The 15,560-nt window shown below is 67.8% G+C and carries 15 protein-coding genes; 7 read left to right on the plus strand and 8 right to left on the minus strand.

Annotation, left to right across the window (positions count from 1 at the left end; genetic code table 11):
• Window positions 1-126: 126 nt before the first annotated feature.
• Complete coding sequence (locus I1A62_RS39685; RefSeq protein ID WP_219457725.1) at window positions 127-1,704, minus strand: FMN-binding glutamate synthase family protein; 1,578 nt, start codon at window positions 1,702-1,704, stop codon at window positions 127-129.
• Window positions 1,705-1,823: 119 nt separating this feature from the next.
• Here I1A62_RS39685 and I1A62_RS39690 point away from each other — a divergent pair, with 119 nt between their 5' ends.
• On the plus strand, window positions 1,824-2,234 hold the full coding sequence (locus I1A62_RS39690) for a CD225/dispanin family protein (RefSeq protein ID WP_219457726.1): 411 nt from the start codon (window positions 1,824-1,826) through the stop codon (window positions 2,232-2,234).
• 47 nt (window positions 2,235-2,281) lie between these two features.
• Window positions 2,282-3,361, plus strand: a complete 1,080-nt coding sequence (ychF, locus tag I1A62_RS39695) for a redox-regulated ATPase YchF (RefSeq protein WP_206005691.1) — start codon at window positions 2,282-2,284, stop codon at window positions 3,359-3,361.
• Here the strand turns inward: ychF and I1A62_RS39700 are convergent.
• Window positions 3,351-4,751, minus strand: coding sequence for an MFS transporter (locus tag I1A62_RS39700; RefSeq protein WP_219457727.1), 1,401 nt, complete (start codon window positions 4,749-4,751; stop codon window positions 3,351-3,353). The genes ychF and I1A62_RS39700 overlap by 11 nt on opposite strands.
• A gap of 61 nt (window positions 4,752-4,812) precedes the next feature.
• Between I1A62_RS39700 and I1A62_RS39705 the strand changes: the two genes are divergently transcribed.
• The gene (locus I1A62_RS39705; RefSeq protein ID WP_124389444.1) at window positions 4,813-5,343 is read left to right on the plus strand and encodes a helix-turn-helix domain-containing protein; all 531 of its coding nucleotides are present in this window, start codon (window positions 4,813-4,815) and stop codon (window positions 5,341-5,343) included.
• A gap of 3 nt (window positions 5,344-5,346) precedes the next feature.
• Here I1A62_RS39705 and I1A62_RS39710 read toward each other — a convergent pair whose 3' ends face one another.
• The 3 genes from I1A62_RS39710 to I1A62_RS39720 all read right to left on the minus strand — a co-directional run bounded on the left by I1A62_RS39710 (window position 5,347) and on the right by I1A62_RS39720 (window position 7,153).
• Window positions 5,347-6,216: a PE-PPE domain-containing protein gene (locus tag I1A62_RS39710; protein ID WP_219457729.1), complete on the minus strand. Its 870-nt coding sequence runs from the start codon at window positions 6,214-6,216 to the stop codon at window positions 5,347-5,349.
• Between the two features lie 68 nt (window positions 6,217-6,284).
• Window positions 6,285-6,689 (minus strand): DUF1304 domain-containing protein, encoded by a 405-nt coding sequence (locus tag I1A62_RS39715; protein ID WP_219457730.1) that lies wholly within the window; start codon window positions 6,687-6,689, stop codon window positions 6,285-6,287.
• Window positions 6,686-7,153 carry a hypothetical protein gene (locus tag I1A62_RS39720; protein WP_124389447.1) on the minus strand — a complete coding sequence of 156 codons (468 nt, stop codon included), beginning with the start codon at window positions 7,151-7,153 and terminating at the stop codon, window positions 6,686-6,688. The genes I1A62_RS39715 and I1A62_RS39720 overlap by 4 nt, the downstream gene beginning before the upstream one ends.
• Before the next feature lie 86 nt (window positions 7,154-7,239).
• On the opposite strand from I1A62_RS39720, the gene I1A62_RS39725 reads away from it, so the two are divergent.
• Window positions 7,240-8,283 (plus strand): helix-turn-helix transcriptional regulator, encoded by a 1,044-nt coding sequence (locus I1A62_RS39725; protein WP_219457732.1) that lies wholly within the window; start codon window positions 7,240-7,242, stop codon window positions 8,281-8,283.
• Window positions 8,284-8,290: 7 nt separating this feature from the next.
• Here the strand turns inward: I1A62_RS39725 and I1A62_RS39730 are convergent, their stop codons facing one another.
• Window positions 8,291-8,662 carry a hypothetical protein gene (locus tag I1A62_RS39730; protein ID WP_124389449.1) on the minus strand — a complete coding sequence of 124 codons (372 nt, stop codon included), beginning with the start codon at window positions 8,660-8,662 and terminating at the stop codon, window positions 8,291-8,293.
• A 124-nt stretch (window positions 8,663-8,786) separates the two neighbouring features.
• Window positions 8,787-10,820: an elongation factor G gene (gene fusA, locus I1A62_RS39735; RefSeq protein WP_219457734.1), complete on the minus strand. Its 2,034-nt coding sequence runs from the start codon at window positions 10,818-10,820 to the stop codon at window positions 8,787-8,789.
• Window positions 10,821-10,952: 132 nt separating this feature from the next.
• Here fusA and I1A62_RS39740 point away from each other — a divergent pair, with 132 nt between their 5' ends.
• Window positions 10,953-11,423 (plus strand): SRPBCC family protein, encoded by a 471-nt coding sequence (locus tag I1A62_RS39740; RefSeq protein WP_124389451.1) that lies wholly within the window; start codon window positions 10,953-10,955, stop codon window positions 11,421-11,423.
• Here I1A62_RS39740 and I1A62_RS39745 read toward each other — a convergent pair.
• Window positions 11,417-13,072 (minus strand): alkaline phosphatase D family protein, encoded by a 1,656-nt coding sequence (locus I1A62_RS39745; RefSeq protein ID WP_219457735.1) that lies wholly within the window; start codon window positions 13,070-13,072, stop codon window positions 11,417-11,419. The two genes, I1A62_RS39740 and I1A62_RS39745, sit on opposite strands and share 7 nt — an antisense overlap.
• Window positions 13,073-13,312: 240 nt before the next feature.
• Here I1A62_RS39745 and I1A62_RS39750 point away from each other — a divergent pair, with 240 nt between their 5' ends.
• Together I1A62_RS39750 and htpG are read left to right on the plus strand one after the other, a co-directional pair.
• A complete protein-coding gene (locus I1A62_RS39750) occupies window positions 13,313-13,525 on the plus strand; it encodes a DUF4287 domain-containing protein (RefSeq protein WP_206005681.1) in 213 nt (70 codons plus the stop codon).
• 104 nt (window positions 13,526-13,629) lie between these two features.
• Window positions 13,630-15,558 (plus strand): molecular chaperone HtpG, encoded by a 1,929-nt coding sequence (gene htpG, locus I1A62_RS39755; RefSeq protein WP_219457736.1) that lies wholly within the window; start codon window positions 13,630-13,632, stop codon window positions 15,556-15,558.
• Window positions 15,559-15,560 lie beyond the last annotated feature (2 nt).

Here is a 15,560-nt window from a genome sequence, read left to right on the forward strand (position 1 = left end):
CGCGAACTCCTTCCCGGCGTCCCCGTCGTCATTGTGTGCCAGGGGCGACGCCGTCGACAAGAGCCACATCTTTTGTGGCCCCCGTCACCCTATTGCTCCGACGTTCCGTTCGACGAAAAAACGACGTCAGAAGCGAGACGAGTCGGCATCGATCCAGTCGGTGAGCCAATCCGACGGGGGGTCGTCGAGTAGTTCGCCGGGCATCAGCCACTCGTACAGTTCCGCGTAGGTGCGGGTGGTGACGCCGTCGATCCGGCGGTTGAGCATCGCCGGTGTCAGTTGGTCGAAGCTGTCGAGGCCCATCGACGCCACCATCTGCTGGGCGCCTGCCACCGTCGACTTCTGGAACCGGAACACCCTGGCCGCCTTGTCGGGGACGTCGAGTGCGCGGGTTCGCGCCGGGTCCTGGGTGGTCACCCCGACAGGGCAGCGGTTGGTGTGGCACATCTGCGCCTGGATGCACCCGACGGCGAACATCATCGCGCGGGCGGCCAGGGTGAAGTCGGCGCCCTGGATGATCCGTTTGACGATGTCGGATGCGCTGGCGACCTTCCCGGACGCGCCGATCTTGACGCGGTTCCGCAGGCCGGTGCCGGTGAGCGCGTTGTGCACCAGCATCAGCCCCTCGGTGAGGGGCATGCCCATGTTGTCCTCGAATTCCACTGGACCCGCACCGGTTCCACCCTCGGAGCCGTCGACGATGACGAAGTCCGGGGTGACGTCGCGTTCGAGCATCGCCTTGCAGATGGCGAGGAATTCGATGCGCGATCCGACGCACAACTTGAACCCGACGGGTTTGCCGCCGGACAGCTTCCGCAGGGTGACGATGAAGTCGATGAGCCCGTTCGGGGTGGAGAACTCGGTGTGCGCGGGCGGGGAGATCACCGTCTTCCCGACCGGCACGCCGCGCGTCTCGGCGATCTCCCGCGACACCTTCGCACCGGGCAGCACCCCGCCGAGCCCGGGTTTCGCGCCCTGCGACAGTTTGATCGAAATCGCCTTCACCTGGTCGAGTGCCGCGTGTTCGGCGAACTTGGCGGGGTCGAACCGGCCGTCCTCCGTCCGGCAGCCGAAGTAACCGGACGCGATCTCCCAGATCAGGTCGCCGCCGTGCTTGCGGTGGTAGGGGCTGATGGCGCCCTCGCCGGTGTCGTGCGCGAACCCGCCGCGCGCGGCCCCGGCGTTGAGGGCTTCGATGGCGTTGGCGGAGAGCGAGCCGAAGCTCATCGCGGACACGTTGAGAAGCGCGATGTCGTAGGGCTGTTCGCAGTCGGGGCCGCCGAGGCGCACGGTCGGCGGTTCCGGCGGGGCCATCCGGGCGCGCAGTGAATGGACCATGAACTCGTAGCCGACGGCGTGGACGTCCCGTTCGGTGCCGAACGGCTCCTCGGCGAGCGTGCCCTTGGCGCGCTCGTAGACGAGGTCGCGGGTGTCGCGGTCGAAGGGCGTTCCATCCGTGGATGATTCGATGAAGTACTGCTGGATCTCGGGGCGGATCTTCTCGAGCAGGAACCGCGCATGCCCCAGCACCGGGTAGTTCCGCAGAATGCTGTGCCGCCGTTGCAGCAGGTCCCACGTGCCCAGGCCGGCCGTCGCGAGAAGGATGAGGGCGGCGAACCACCATCCCGTGGCCACAGCGAACGTCAGGGCGAGAGTGCCCAGGCCGAGGATCCATATCGCGAGGACGATCAACCATCGGGTCACGTGCTGAGACTAGAACCTCACGTGAGTGCCGACGCGTACTCCGGCGCACTTTCCCACTCACGTGGGGGGAGGATGGGATAGTGGAGGCATCAGGTCAGCTGCCACGACAGGGGGATGTCATGTCGGAGTCACCGAACAATCCGGAATCGCCGAGCAACCCGGTGCCGCCGAAGCCGGGCGACACGGGCGCCTACGGCTACCAGTACCCGACGCAGCAGCAACAGCCACAGTCGCAGCCCTACCCGGGACAGTACGGCCCGCCGCCGCTGCCGCCGTCGAACGCCGGGTGGGCGGTGGCCGCCGTCCTCTTCTTCTGGCCGCTCGCGTTCGCCGCGTTCAACCACGTCCACGACGTCTACCCGAAGTGGGCGATGGGCGACTACCAGGGCGCGCAGTACGCGTCCGACCGCGCCAAGTCGCTCGGCAAGATCGCCCTGTGGATCTGGGTGGCGCTGATCGTCGTCTTCGTCATCGGGTACGCCATCCTGATCATCGCCCTCGTCGCGAACAGCAATACCAACAGCTGGTGAGGGCGATGGTCGTTGATCCGGCGCCGACGCCGTAGAATCCAACGACCGTGAGCCTTACCCTCGGAATCGTCGGACTGCCCAACGTCGGCAAGTCCACCTTGTTCAACGCGCTGACCAACAACGACGTGCTGGCCGCGAACTACCCGTTCGCGACCATCGAACCCAACGTCGGCCTGGTCGAACTGCCCGACCCGCGGCTGTCCGAGCTCGCCCGGATCTTCGGTTCCGAGCGCATCCTGCCCGCCACGGTGTCGTTCGTCGACATCGCCGGCATCGTCAAGGGCGCCTCCGAGGGCGCCGGCCTCGGCAACAAGTTCCTCGCCAACATCCGCGAGGCCGACGCGATCTGCCAGGTCGTTCGCGTGTTCCACGACGACGACGTCGTGCACGTCGACGGCCGCGTCGACCCGGCGTCCGACATCGAGGTGATCGAGACCGAGCTCGTCATCGCCGACATGCAGACGCTGGAGAAGGCCCTGCCGCGGCTGGAGAAGGAAGCGAAGAAGAACAAGGAGCTCAAGCCCCTCCACGAGGAGGCGCTGAAGGCGCAGGAAGTCCTCGACTCGGGCAAGACCCTGTTCAGTGCGAAGGACAAGCTGGACTTCGCGCTGCTGCGCGAACTGAGCCTGCTCACCACCAAGCCGTTCCTGTACGTGTTCAACGCCGACGAGGCCGTGCTCACCGACGAAGCGAAGGTCGCCGAACTGCGCGCCTCCGTCGCCCCCGCCGACGCCGTGTTCCTCGACGCCAAGGTCGAGCAGGAACTGCTCGAGCTGGACGAAGAGGACCGGCAGGAGATGCTCGACTCCATCGGCCAGTCCGAGCCCGGCCTGCACGCCCTCGCCCGGACCGGCTTCCACACCCTCGGCCTGCAGACCTACCTCACCGCAGGTCCCAAGGAATCCCGCGCCTGGACCATCCACAAGGGCGACACCGCCCCGCAGGCCGCCGGCGTCATCCACACCGACTTCGAACGCGGCTTCATCAAGGCCGAGATCGTTTCCTTCGACGACCTCGTCGCCGCCGGATCCATGGCCGCCGCCAAGGCCGCAGGCAAGGTCCGCATGGAGGGCAAGGACTACACCATGGCCGACGGCGACGTGGTGGAGTTCCGCTTCAACGTCTGATCGAATCTCCCCGCACGAGAACTGCGACGACTCCTGCGCCGACGAGGGAGATCAGCCCGGTGGTGACGGCGGCGTGGTTCCAGCCCGTCACCATGCCGTCGATGGTGCCTGCGGGGTCGAGGGCGATGATGCTGACGACGGTGACGCCGATGGAGGAGCCGAGGTAGCGGGCGGTGTTGTTGGCGCCGCTGCCGAGTCCGCCCTGGTCGGCGGGGACGCTGGCGACGGCTTGGCGGCCGAGGCCGGCGTTGAGCAGGCCGCTGGCGATGCCGGCGAGAAGTAGTCCCGGGACGAGTCGCAGCGGGGACGAGTCGGGGGACAGGCCCGTCATCGTGAGCATGGCGACGCCGACGCCGGCGAGTCCGATGACGAGTTGCGGGGTCCCGGCGAGCCGCGCCGGGAGTTTCCGCGCCAGCAGTGACGCCACGACGCTCGTGCCGGACCACAGCGCGATCACCCCGGCTGCGGCGAGCGTGCTGACGTGCATCGTCTTGACGAGGAACGTGCAGGCGAACGACATCAGGCCGATGATGCCCGCCCCGGTGGCGAGGGCCGCGAGGGTGGCGGCGAGGAAGTCGCGTCGTCGGAACAAGGCGAGGTCGAGCATCGGGAACGGGCGCCGCCGCTCGACGCCGACGAACGCGAGGGTGAACACGGCGGCGCCGATACCGCAGAGGACGGTGGCGGGAGTGTTGCCCTGCCTGCCCTCGACGAGTGCGACGAGGATCAGCACCATCGCCGCACAGAGCGTGAATGCTCCGGGGACGTCGATCCGCTTCGGGACTGCGGACCGTGACTCGGCCAGCGCGCGCGTCGCGACCTGTCCGATCGCGAGCGACGCGACGGCGAGTGCCCAGTACAGGCCGCGCCACCATCCGGCGAGGTCGAGGAGTCCCGCGAGCACGGGTCCGACCGCGATGCCCGCGCCAACGCTCGCGCCCCAGATTCCGCTCGCCGTCGCGCGTGCCGCCGGGGTGGCGAAGGCGTGGGCGACGGCGCCGAGGCTGGCCGCGATGAGCGCTGCGCCCGCCACCCCCTGGATCAGACGGCCGACGATGAACAGGACGGGTTCCTGACTGACCGCGCCGACCACCGCGCCCAGTGCGAGAAGCCAGGCACCCCAATGGAACACCCGGCGCCGGCCGTAGTCGTCGGCGAGCGCGCCCGCCGTCAGCAGGACCGCGGCGAGGCCCACACTCATCGAACTGAGAATCCACGTCTGCGCCGCGGGGCCGGCCGACAGCGCCGCGGCGACGGTGGGCATGTTGCCGAGCGGGGCGCAGAACGCGACCAGGGCGACGAACGTGCCGAGCGACGCGACGGACAGCGTGATTCCCGGGCGGGGTGCGTGGGCACGGGCGGGTGGGGCAACCGCAGATGGTCTGTTCACAAGACTGAACTTAGAACTATTTTGGTCTGGTGGCAAGACCGAGTTGCGCTAGCATGGGGGAGTGGCATTGGGAACCGGGTACTCGCAGCAGAACTGCAACCTCGCTCGCGCGCTCGAGGTGGTGGGTGAGCGGTGGACGATGCTCGTGCTGCGCGACTGCTTCTACGGCGTCCGCCGCTTCAGCGATCTGCTCGCCCATCTCGACATCTCCCGCGCGGTCCTGACGGATCGGCTGGGCGCTCTCGTCGACGCCGGTGTCCTCGCCCGCGTCGCCGACGGTGGCCATCCCGAGTACGAACTCACCGAGGCAGGAAAGGCGCTGTGGCCGAGCATCTATGCGCTCTCCCAATGGGGTGAGCAGTACGTGTCGCCCGGCAGTTATCCCGGCCGGGTGTTCTCGCACGCCGAGTGCGGGACCCAACTCGACCGTTTCGGGCGGTGCCCCGACTGCGGCACGATCCCGGGACCGGAAGACCTCGTGGTCGCCCCCGGGCCGGGGGAGGCCGTTCACCCTCGCAGCGACGCCGTCGCCGTGGCCCTGCGTGAACCCCGCCGGATGCTCACCCCGCTGCGGTCACGCAGCGAGGCCTGACCGTCACGCCGCGACGCGCAGAGGCGGTTCGAACGTCGCCCGCACCTGCAGCCACTGGGCGAGGATCTGACATCCGGTGAGCCCGCTCGCGTCGAGTGGTTCGCTGGCGTACGCGATGTGCCGCCCGCCCCGCGCGTTGACGACGCGGACCCCGCGCCAGGCGAGGCGCGGCGGGAGGTAGCCGAGTACCTCGATCATCGCGGTCCGCAGGCGACGGGCGTCGGTACGCCACTGCCGAGGGCTGAATCGTGTCTTTCCCGCATTCTGGAAGCTGTTGCTGCGGATCAGTTCCCACGTCTGCGTGAGCCACGTCCGAACTGCGCGGAATGACATCCACCGGGTGAGGTCGGCGATGTCGCGGACATAGCTGTCTTCGCTGGCATTGCAGATCATGTCGTCCGGGTGCGCGATCCACTGCACCGGTATCGACTCGGGGATCGGCGCGCCGACACCCGCGACACCGCGCCCGAAGCATCCCGGGACCACTCCCGCCGGTTGCTCGGGATCGGAGACGAGACCCACGGCGGCGAGGTTGCCGAAGCGCAGGGTGCCGGTGGCGATCTGTCCGAGCACCTCACGGATCACGGTGCATCCCTGCGAGTACCCGATCAGCATGACAGGTCCGGGAACGTCGTCGATGGCGTCGATCAACCGGCGGACGCCGACCTCGGTGCTCTGCCGATAGCTGAGCCCGCCCGCGGCGACCGGCCCGTACGACGCCGGATAGCCGACCCACCGAGACTCGAATCGGTCGTCGAGGGCGTCGGTGACGTCACACAACAGTCCGGAGACGTGGCGCCGGTGGTCATCGGGGTGGGACTCTCCGGTACCACCGATGGCGAGAACGGTCACCTGGGGCATGGCGTCCATCATGCCGACGGACGATAAGGATTCGATCGGTCGACCCTGAGAAGTTTCTGGCAATCGACTGCGAAGGGCTGTTACCCGATGGCCAGCGAGATCAGAGCCACCAGCGGCGGCGCGCTCTGTGACAGTGCGCCGACGACGCCGTCGCCGCGCTGCCGGCTGAGTGCCAGGCGATCCGACGCGGCCAGTGCGATGCCCGCGAGGAACATGAAGAGGCAGGTGTAGACGACGAGTGTGCGACCAGGCGTGTCCTGACCGGCCCACCACAGGATGACGCCGGCGATGGCGCCGGAGGCGAGGAACAGATTGTAGAAGCCTACGTTGAACGCCCACAGATGGGCGGCGGGCACGTCGCTGCCCGGGATACGGAAGATGCTCTCGTGCACCGACGGTCTGCGGAACAGGAGCGATTCCCACACGAATGCCAGCAGATGCACGCCGGCGGCGACCAGGGTGGCGATCTGCGCGACGACGGTCATGACGCACCCGCCCCGGTCGCGAGTTCGACGCCATAGCGGTCGGTGACCTCGTGCAGCAGTCGGGCCACTACCTCCGGCGCATGCCCGCCACGGGCGACCACGTCGAGATCACCGAAGAAGCGGCCGTGGGACGCCCCGGCGGCGACGAGGAGGAAGTCGGCAGACTCGGAGAGGACCGTGAACGTATTCATCGTTCCCGCCTCGATGGCGACCGTTTCCCCCGCCGCGAGTTCGTACCCGGTGTCCCCGGCCTGGACGAGTATCCGGCCGCACAGCACGTGGTAGGACTTCGACCACGGCTCGGCGTGCAGTGGACCGTCCGGTGCGGTCCGGGACGCTTCGACGAGGAAGACTTCGTACGTTCCGCCGGTGTGATCGCCGCCGACCACGACCGTGATGTCGGCGTCCGGCGCGGTGAACCGCCTGCCGTCGCCTGCTCTGATTACGTGAACGTGGGTGGACATACAGCGACGCTATGGCGCTCACAACGTGCTGCCCATCCCAGGAATGTGGGATGGTGGTGTGCCTGTGACCAGCGCATACTGTGGTCATGCTGGAGGTTCGGGCGGAGAAGCTGCGGCGGGAGGTGCTCGCGTTCGCGGGAGCGGGAGCCGGCGTCACGCAGCTGCACGAGCGCGCCATCGAACTGGTCGGTGAGACGGTGCGCACCGACCTGACGTGCTGGGCGATGCTCGACCCGGAGACCCTCGCGATCAGTTCGATGACCAGCGGGCGCAGCCGGATACCGCAGCAGTACGAACCGCTGCTTGCCGAATCCGAGTACAGGGGCGACGATCCGGGCACGTTCGCCGAACTCGCCCGCAGCGGCCGGACCGTCGTGCGGGCATCGGACCTACCCGTGGACGCGGTCGCGCACAGCCTCCGCCACGGCGCGGTGTGGGCGCCGCTGGGGCTCCGCAGCGAGGTCCGGATCGTGTTCAGCGTCGACGGGGTGTGCTGGGGTGCGGCCGGATTCGTGCGGTCCGGGCCGGATTTCACCGACCGTGAGCTCGAGTTCCTCACACTCGTGGCTCCCGGCCTGGCGGTCGCGACGCGGGCCGCGTCAGTGCACGCCCCGGCAATCTCCGGTCGCGGCGACCACGGTCCGGCGGTGGTGGTCACCGACGCCGCCGGCGATCCGATTGCGCTCACGGCCGCTGCCCGCGGCTGGCAGGACCGCTTCGACGAGGTCGCCCCGGGCAGGTTGACCGTGGTGTTGCGGGCCGCGACGTTCGGGGCGCGGTCGAGCGGTTCGGGGATCTTCAAGGCGCGTGTGCGCGACGCGGAGGGCGGCTGGATTCTGGTGCGCGCCACGGCCTTGATCGGCGGCGGCGAACCGCAGACGGTGGTCACCCTCGAACCCGCCGCCGACGGTGAGCTCACCGGGTTGTTACTCGCAGCGTATGCGGTAACTGCACGCGAACGTGACGTGTGCGCGGACGTGCTGGCCGGCTACGCGACGTCCGAGATCGCACGACGTCGCGGCATCACCGCGAACACCGTCCAGGACCACCTGAAATCGGTGTACGCGAAGGCCGGTGTCCGCAGCCGCGCGGAACTCGCCGCGCGGCTGCGGACCGGTCGCGAGAACTAACGACCGCTCACGACCCGGTGGTGCCCGTCGCCAGCGAGGAACAGGCCTCCTGCGCCGCCGCCCACGTCGAACTGTCGATCCCGGGAGGTGCGGCCGACTCGTCCGGCGCGCCGCCCTGGGGTGGGGCCGAACCGTCGCCGCCCTCCGGCGATGCCATTTCGCCGCTGGGCGGCGCCATACCGCCCGGTGCCCCGCCGCCGGCCCTGTCGGGCGGTGCGGGCACGCCGTTGTCCTCGAGGCAGGCCTGGAGTTCGTCGCTCATCGCCGCAGGAGCGGTGCCACCCTGCACGGCGCTGCTGACGGTGCCGGTCGACGAAGTGCCGGACGAAGACTCGCCCGAGCTACACGCGACGACGGAACATGCGAGACCTACTGCCATCGCCGCTCCACCGATGCCGCGAACCAATTGTGAACGCATGATCGATGCCCTTCCCTCTGTGAGTGAGACACCACTACACCGCAAGAAGCTGGGAGAACGCTGCGTGCACGCTGGAAGGGCACTGTCAGCGCGGTTCGGGCCGCTCCTGGTAGCACTTGAAACTCAGTGCCAGACGGCCACGCCCGTGCGTCATCGAGCGCAGGGCGACCGGATAGTCCGTGACCTCGCTCGTCGGCACCGAGGCGATGACGGTGACCTCGCCGTCCCCTGCCGGTTCGGTGCCCTCGATCTGGCCGCGTCGCCGTCCGAGATCCGCCATCACGTCACCCTGCAGCGTCGAGGGAACGGTGACCTCGACGTGGTCGACGGGTTCGAGGACGAGAGTTCCCACCTTCTCGATGGCCGCACGGAGGGCGAGCGCCCCCGCCATCCGGAAGCTGAAATCGTCGGAGTCGACCGAGTGATGCTTGCCGTCGAGGACGGTGGCGCGCAGGTCGACGAGCGGAAACCCGTGCCTGCCTCCGCGTCCCATCGATTCGGCGATCCCCTTGCCGACCGCGGGAATGAGCGACTTGGGTATCACTCCGCCGCGGGTCTCGTCGACGAATTCGTAGCCCTCGTCGCGGGGGAGCGGCTCGAAGCGGACCGTCGCCACACCGAACTGGCCGTGACCGCCGCTCTGCTTCTTGTGCCGGCCCTCCGTCTCCACGGTGCCGAGCAGTGTCTCGCGGTACGCGATCCTGACCGGTTCGGTCAGGAGGGTGATGCCGTACCGCCGCTTCAACCGGGTCAGCGCCACCTGCACGTGCACGTCGCCGGCGCCCCGCATCACCGTCTGGTGGGTCTCGCTGTCGCGCGTGACCTCCAGCGTGGGGTCGTCGCCGACGAGTTCGGCCAGGGCGGTCGCGAGTTTGTCCTCGTCGCCCGCGCTCTCGGCGGCCACCGCGAGTCCGTAGACGGGACGGCGGTGCACGATCGGGGGCACGGTGAGCGGTGAGCCGATCGGCGCGAGGGTGTCGCCCGTCGAGACGTCGGTGAGTTTGATGGCGCCGACGATGTCGCCGGCCTCCGCGCTGTCGATCGGGGTGTGTTTGCTGCCGAGGACGCGAAGGAGGTTGTGCAGGCGCTCCTTCGCTCCGGTGCGCTGGTTGACGAGGACATCGTCCGCGTGCACGCTGCCGGAGAGGATCTTCAGCAACGCCACCTGCCCGACATATTCGTCGGTCTGCGTCTTGAAGACGTAGGCGAGCGGGTCGCCGGACGGATCGCACCGCACCTCGGAGACCCGGTCCCCGTCGCCGCGGACCTCGATGCCCGGCACCTCCGACGGTGCCGGCGCGATCCGGCACACGAAGTCGAGCAACCGGTCGACGGCGATCGCATCGACGGCCGACCCGCACAGCACCGGCCACAGCGAGCCCGCGGCGAAACCCGCGCGGAGCGCGTGCTCGAGTTCGGGAACGGAGATGTCCTCGCCGTCGAGGTACTTCGAGAGCAGGTCGTCCTCGATCTCGACGACGTCCTCCACGAGGTGCTCGTGCTGTTCGTGTTCGCGGTCGGCGATGTCGGCGGGCAGTTCGTCGCTCGTGTTCGCGGACCCGCTGTCGTAGAGGATGACGTGCTCGGTGAGGAGGTCGGCGACGCCGGTGAACCCGGACGCCTCGCCGACGGGCAGGTCGACCGGTTCGACTCCGGATCCGAAGTGGTCGCGGATCCCGGATAGGACGGCGTCGAACGACGCCCGCTCCTTGTCCATCTTGTTCACGAACAGGATGCGCGGGATAGCTCGTTCGGTGGCCGCCTGCCACAGCAGTTCGTCGTTCACCTGCAGACCGCTGACCCCGTCGATCACGAACACGGCGACATCGGCGACCCGGAGCGCCGTCATCGCGTCGCCGGCGAAATCGGCGTAGCCCGGCGGGTCGAGAAGATTGATCCGGTAGTCGTTCCAGGAGAACGAGGCCAGGCCGAGTGTCAGCGACTGGGTGCGGTCGTGTTCCTCGGGCTGGGTGTCGAGCACCGTGTTGCCGCTCTCGACACGTCCGGGCCGCGTGACGACACCGGCGCGGAAGAGCATCGCCTCCGCGAGCGTCGTCTTCCCGTTGCCCTGATGTCCCACCAGAGCGATATTGCGGATCAGATCCGTCTCGGTCGTCACTGATACCCCCACCATGTCGTACGGGTCGCTCCCGACGATACCGCGCGCGCGACCGGCGGCGAGGCGTTATCTTCCACGTGAAGAGGTGGCCGCGACCTAGGTCCGCCACACCCGACACCGAATGGAGACCGCATGGCTTCGGCCGAGTTCCTCGTCGAACGTTCCACCGTCATCGATGCGAGCCCCGACGTCGTTCAGCCACTCCTCGACGACTTCCGGAAGTGGCAGGCGTGGTCGCCGTGGGAGGACGTCGATCCCGACCTGAAGCGCACGTACTCCGGCCCCGATTCGGGAGTGGGCGCGTCCTACGCGTGGGAGGGCAACCGCAAGGCGGGTTCGGGACAGATGGTGATCACCGAGTCGGTGCCCGGCTCGAAGGTCGTGCTCGACCTGAACTTCCTCAAACCGTTCAAGGCGGAGAACGTCACGACGTTCCTCCTCGAACCGAACGGTGCGGGCACCACCGTCCGCTGGCAGATGACCGGCAAGAACAACCTCTTCTTCAGGATCGTGGGAGTCGTCTTCCCGATGGACAAGATGGTGGGCAAGGACTTCGAGAAGGGGCTCGCGCAGCTGAAGGCGGCGGCCGAGCAGCGTCAGTAGTCCTTTCCCGTCGCCAGTTCGAGATCGGTCATGGTCTTGAACCGGGGTGTGCCGTCTTTGTCGTTGCGCGCCTGTTCCATCACGAGGCGGGCCGACCGTCCCTTCAGATGGAGGGTGGCCACCTGATCGCCGAAGAACGGTCCGGCGACCTTGGACCAGTCGAGGGGAACGGGCGGCACCCGCGACACCCGGCCCAGGATGAAACGCACGGTCCGTTCGGTGGCGCGCCGCCACGAGATCCGGAACGTCACCTTCATCGCGGCCGGTACGTAGTTGTGCAGGGGAGAGCACGTCAGCTGATACACCAGTGACTGCAGCGGCTCGGGGAAGTGCGCCTGCGCGGCGTAGGCGTGGTGGACGTCGCCGGACAGCACCGAGATGGTGGACGGAGCGCGGCCACGCGGCCCGGCCCGGTGGCCCTTGCCGACGTCGGCGAGGAGCCGGGCGAGCCGGTCGAACGAGTCACGAAACGCCGCCCAGTGCTCCAGGTCCGCCCCGCGCCGGATCTTCTCGGCCCACGCCGCCACCCGCGGGCCGCGGGATCCGGCGGCGAGGCGTTCGTCCCAGGACTCCAGGTCGTGGAGGGCGCGGGGCAGCAACCACGGCAGCGACGTCCCGACGAGCAGATGGTCGTAGTCGCCCTCGGTCTGACGCTCGATCCAGGAGAACTCGGGGTCGGACACCATCTCGCGGCGGCCGCCGCAGAGGATGCGCCCGCACCGCGAGTCGATGACGAGCAGCCTCGCGACCCCGAGGTCGCGGCGATACGACCACTGCGTGCCCTTCGCGCCGTCCGCCTCCTCGTCGGCGGCGGACGCGAACTCCCGGAGCATCGGTTCGACGTCGCCGCCGTGCTTCCGAACACGTTGGTACAGATCGTTTTCGGCGAGGAGACTCGGCGACAGGTTCCCCAGGTGCTGATAGACCCAGTACGACGACAACGCACCGACGATGCGCTCCTCCCACCACGACGTCGCCTCGACGTCGTCGCGCCACGACTCGGAGGTGTTCCAGTCGTCCCGCACGTCGTGGTCGTCGAAGATCATCGACGTGGGCACCGTGGACATCAGCCAGCGCACCTGAGGGTCCGTCCACGACTCGGCGTACAGCCAGGTGTATTCCTCGAAGTTGCGCACCTGCGGGCCGGGTGGCTCCTTCACGTCGTGGATCTCGGCGACCCGCGCCTCGGTCTCGGGGGACAGTTCATCGGCATACACCTGATCCCCGAGTAGCAGCAGGGCGTCCGGCCACCGGTCCGGGGACTGTCCGGCCATCCGCACCGCGTACGCGTCGAGGGCGTCGGCGCCGAGGTGCCGGTTGTCCTCCGTCGTGGACATCGTGGCGAACCGGCACGATCCGAACGTCAGGACGAGGGCGTCGTCGTCCTCGCGGAGCGTGCGGATCACCGACGGGACGGCATTCGGCAACGGCCACACCGGACGGCCGTCGAGGGTCACGTCGTACGGAGTGGTCGACCCGGGTTCCAGATCGTCCACGACGACGAGCGCGTAGTGGTGACCCGAGACTTTCCAGGTGCGTTCCTCGTGGCCGAGGACCCGGACGGTACACGCCTCCGACGTCTCGACCCACACCGTCGCATCGCCCGTGCCGACATGTCTCAGCAGCGGTCCGAGAATCAGCTCCGCCACTTTGTCACCCTGCCGGAATTCTCTTCGCGCGTGACCGGTACATACGGTCAGACTACGGATCCCGGGCCAACTGCGAGGCGGCTTCTGCGCCGAAATCGGTCATCGCCGTTTCGAGCGGGAAGCGTGGCTACCGGGAGGTGTCGCGCCGGCTCGCCGAGTGGGCGCTTCCCGTCTGAGTGGCGCTGTCTGAAGATGCCTGTCGGACAGGATGTGTCGGCGGGTGCCAGTAGTGTCGCGCGCATGGCTGAATCAGTGAAGGGCCCCGCGTCATATTTCCCGTCGATCGAGGAGAAGTACGGCCGGCCGATCAGTGAGTGGCAGACGCTCATCCGCTCGTCCGAGCTGACCAAGCACATGGAGTTGGTGAGCTGGCTGAAGTCCGAGCACGGCCTCGGTCACGGCCACGCCAACGCGCTGGTCGCGCACACCCTGAAGGAGGACGCCGCCGGCTGACGGGCCACCGGCGGTAGCTCGCCGCGATGAAATCCGGAATTTCGTCGCGAGATATCATTCCGACGAATCTGGTGTCGAGGGTTCTGCTGTCGAAGGGAATCGAAGTGAGCACGAAAATCGAACAACTGGAGTTCCAGGCGGAGACCCGCCAGCTCCTGGACCTCATGATCCACTCGGTGTACTCCAACAAGGACTCGTTCCTGCGGGAGCTCATCTCCAACGCCTCGGACGCGCTGGACAAGTTGCGGCTCGAGGCGTTCCGCAACAAGGATCTCGACGTCGACACGTCGGATCTGCACATCGAGATCGAGGTGGACGCGGAGAAACGCACGCTCACGGTCCGCGACAACGGCATCGGCATGTCCCACGACGAGGTCGTCGATCTCATCGGCACGCTGGCCAAGTCCGGCACCGCGGACCTGCGCCGCAAGTTGCGGGAAGCGAAGGACGCCGCCGCCTCCGAGGAACTGATCGGACAGTTCGGCATCGGCTTCTATTCGACGTTCATGGTCGCCGACAAGGTGACTCTGCTGACGCGGAAGGCCGGCGAGAGCGAGGCCACGCGCTGGGAGTCGAGCGGCGAGGCAACGTACACGATCGAGGCTGTCGACGACGCCCCGCAGGGCAGCTCCGTCACCCTGCACCTCAAGCCCGAGGACACCGAGGATCACCTGCACGACTACACGTCGGAACGGAAGATCAAGGAACTCGTCAAGCGTTACTCCGACTTCATCGCGTGGCCGATCCGGATGGACGTCGAACGCACGGTCCCCGCCGAGGGCGACGGCGAGGACGAGGTCACCACCACGTCCGAGACGATCAACTCGATGAAGGCACTGTGGGCGCGCTCGAAGGACGACGTCTCCGAGGACGAGTACAAGGAGTTCTACAAGCACATCGCCCACGCCTGGGACGACCCGCTCGAGGTCATCCCGATGAAGGCCGAGGGCACATTCGAGTTCCAGGCCCTGCTGTTCATCCCGTCCCACGCGCCGTTCGACCTGTTCATGCGGGACGGAAAGACCGGGGTGCAACTGTACGTCAAGCGCGTCTTCATCATGGACGACTGCGACCAGCTGATGCCGGAATACCTCCGCTTCGTCAAGGGTGTGGTCGACGCCCAGGACCTCTCCCTCAACGTCTCTCGTGAAATCCTGCAGCAGGACCGGCAGATCCGCGCCATCCGCCGCAGGCTCACCAAGAAGGTCCTCACCACGATCAAGGACCTGCAAGCCGAGCGGCCCGACGACTACCGCACGTTCTGGGCGGAATTCGGCCGCGCGGTCAAGGAAGGCCTGATGTCGGACACCGACAATCGGGATGTGCTGCTGGGTATCTCATCGTTCGCGTCGACCCACAGCGAGGAGGAGTTGACCTCGCTCGAGGACTACGTGTCGCGGATGAAGGACGGTCAGGAGCAGATCTTCTACGCCACCGGCGAATCCCGGCAGCTGCTCGAGAGCTCCCCGCACATGGAGGCCTTCCGCGCGAAGGGCTTCGAGGTGCTGCTGCTCACCGACCCCGTGGACGAGATGTGGGTCGGCGCCGTCCCGGAATTCGACGGTAAGTCGTTCCAGTCGATCGCCAAGGGCGAGGTCGATCTCGACACCGAGGAAGACAAGAAGGCGCACGAGTCGGAGCGGGAGGAGCAGGAGAAGGACTTCGCCGGCCTGCTCTCCTGGATGGCCGACGCGCTGACCGAGCAGGTCAAGGAGGTGCGGCTGTCGACACGCCTGACGACGTCACCGGCCTGCATCGTCGGCGACGCGTTCAGCATGTCCCCGGCACTGGAGCGGATGTACCGGGCGTCCGGGCAGCCCGTTCCCACCACCAAGCGCATCCTCGAGCTGAACCCCACCCACCCCCTCGTCACCGGGCTGCGGGAAGCGCACGGCGAACGCAACGAGGATCCCGCGCTGGGGGAGACCGCGGAACTCCTCTACGGGATGGCGTTGCTGGCCGAGGGCGGCGAACTCGACGATCCCGCCCGGTTCACCACGATGCTCGCCAACCGTCTCGCCAGGACGGTGTAATT

The organism is Rhodococcus sp. USK10 (genome assembly GCF_019378875.1).
GTDB classification, from domain to species: domain Bacteria; phylum Actinomycetota; class Actinomycetes; order Mycobacteriales; family Mycobacteriaceae; genus Rhodococcus_F; species Rhodococcus_F pseudokoreensis.

Bases quoted from the DNA above. Each gene is read 5' to 3' on its own strand.
- I1A62_RS39715 (WP_219457730.1), bottom strand. From the start codon at position 6,689: ATGACCGTCGTCGCGCAGATCGCCACCCTGGTCGCCGCCGGCGTGCAT.
- I1A62_RS39725 (WP_219457732.1), top strand. From the start codon at position 7,240: ATGCTGGAGGTTCGGGCGGAGAAGCTGCGGCGGGAGGTGCTCGCGTTC.
- I1A62_RS39690 (WP_219457726.1), top strand. From the start codon at position 1,824: ATGTCGGAGTCACCGAACAATCCGGAATCGCCGAGCAACCCGGTGCCG.
- I1A62_RS39720 (WP_124389447.1), bottom strand. From the start codon at position 7,153: ATGTCCACCCACGTTCACGTAATCAGAGCAGGCGACGGCAGGCGGTTC.
- I1A62_RS39710 (WP_219457729.1), bottom strand. From the start codon at position 6,216: ATGATGGACGCCATGCCCCAGGTGACCGTTCTCGCCATCGGTGGTACC.
- I1A62_RS39750 (WP_206005681.1), top strand. From the start codon at position 13,313: ATGGCTGAATCAGTGAAGGGCCCCGCGTCATATTTCCCGTCGATCGAG.
- I1A62_RS39740 (WP_124389451.1), top strand. From the start codon at position 10,953: ATGGCTTCGGCCGAGTTCCTCGTCGAACGTTCCACCGTCATCGATGCG.
- I1A62_RS39730 (WP_124389449.1), bottom strand. From the start codon at position 8,662: ATGGCAGTAGGTCTCGCATGTTCCGTCGTCGCGTGTAGCTCGGGCGAG.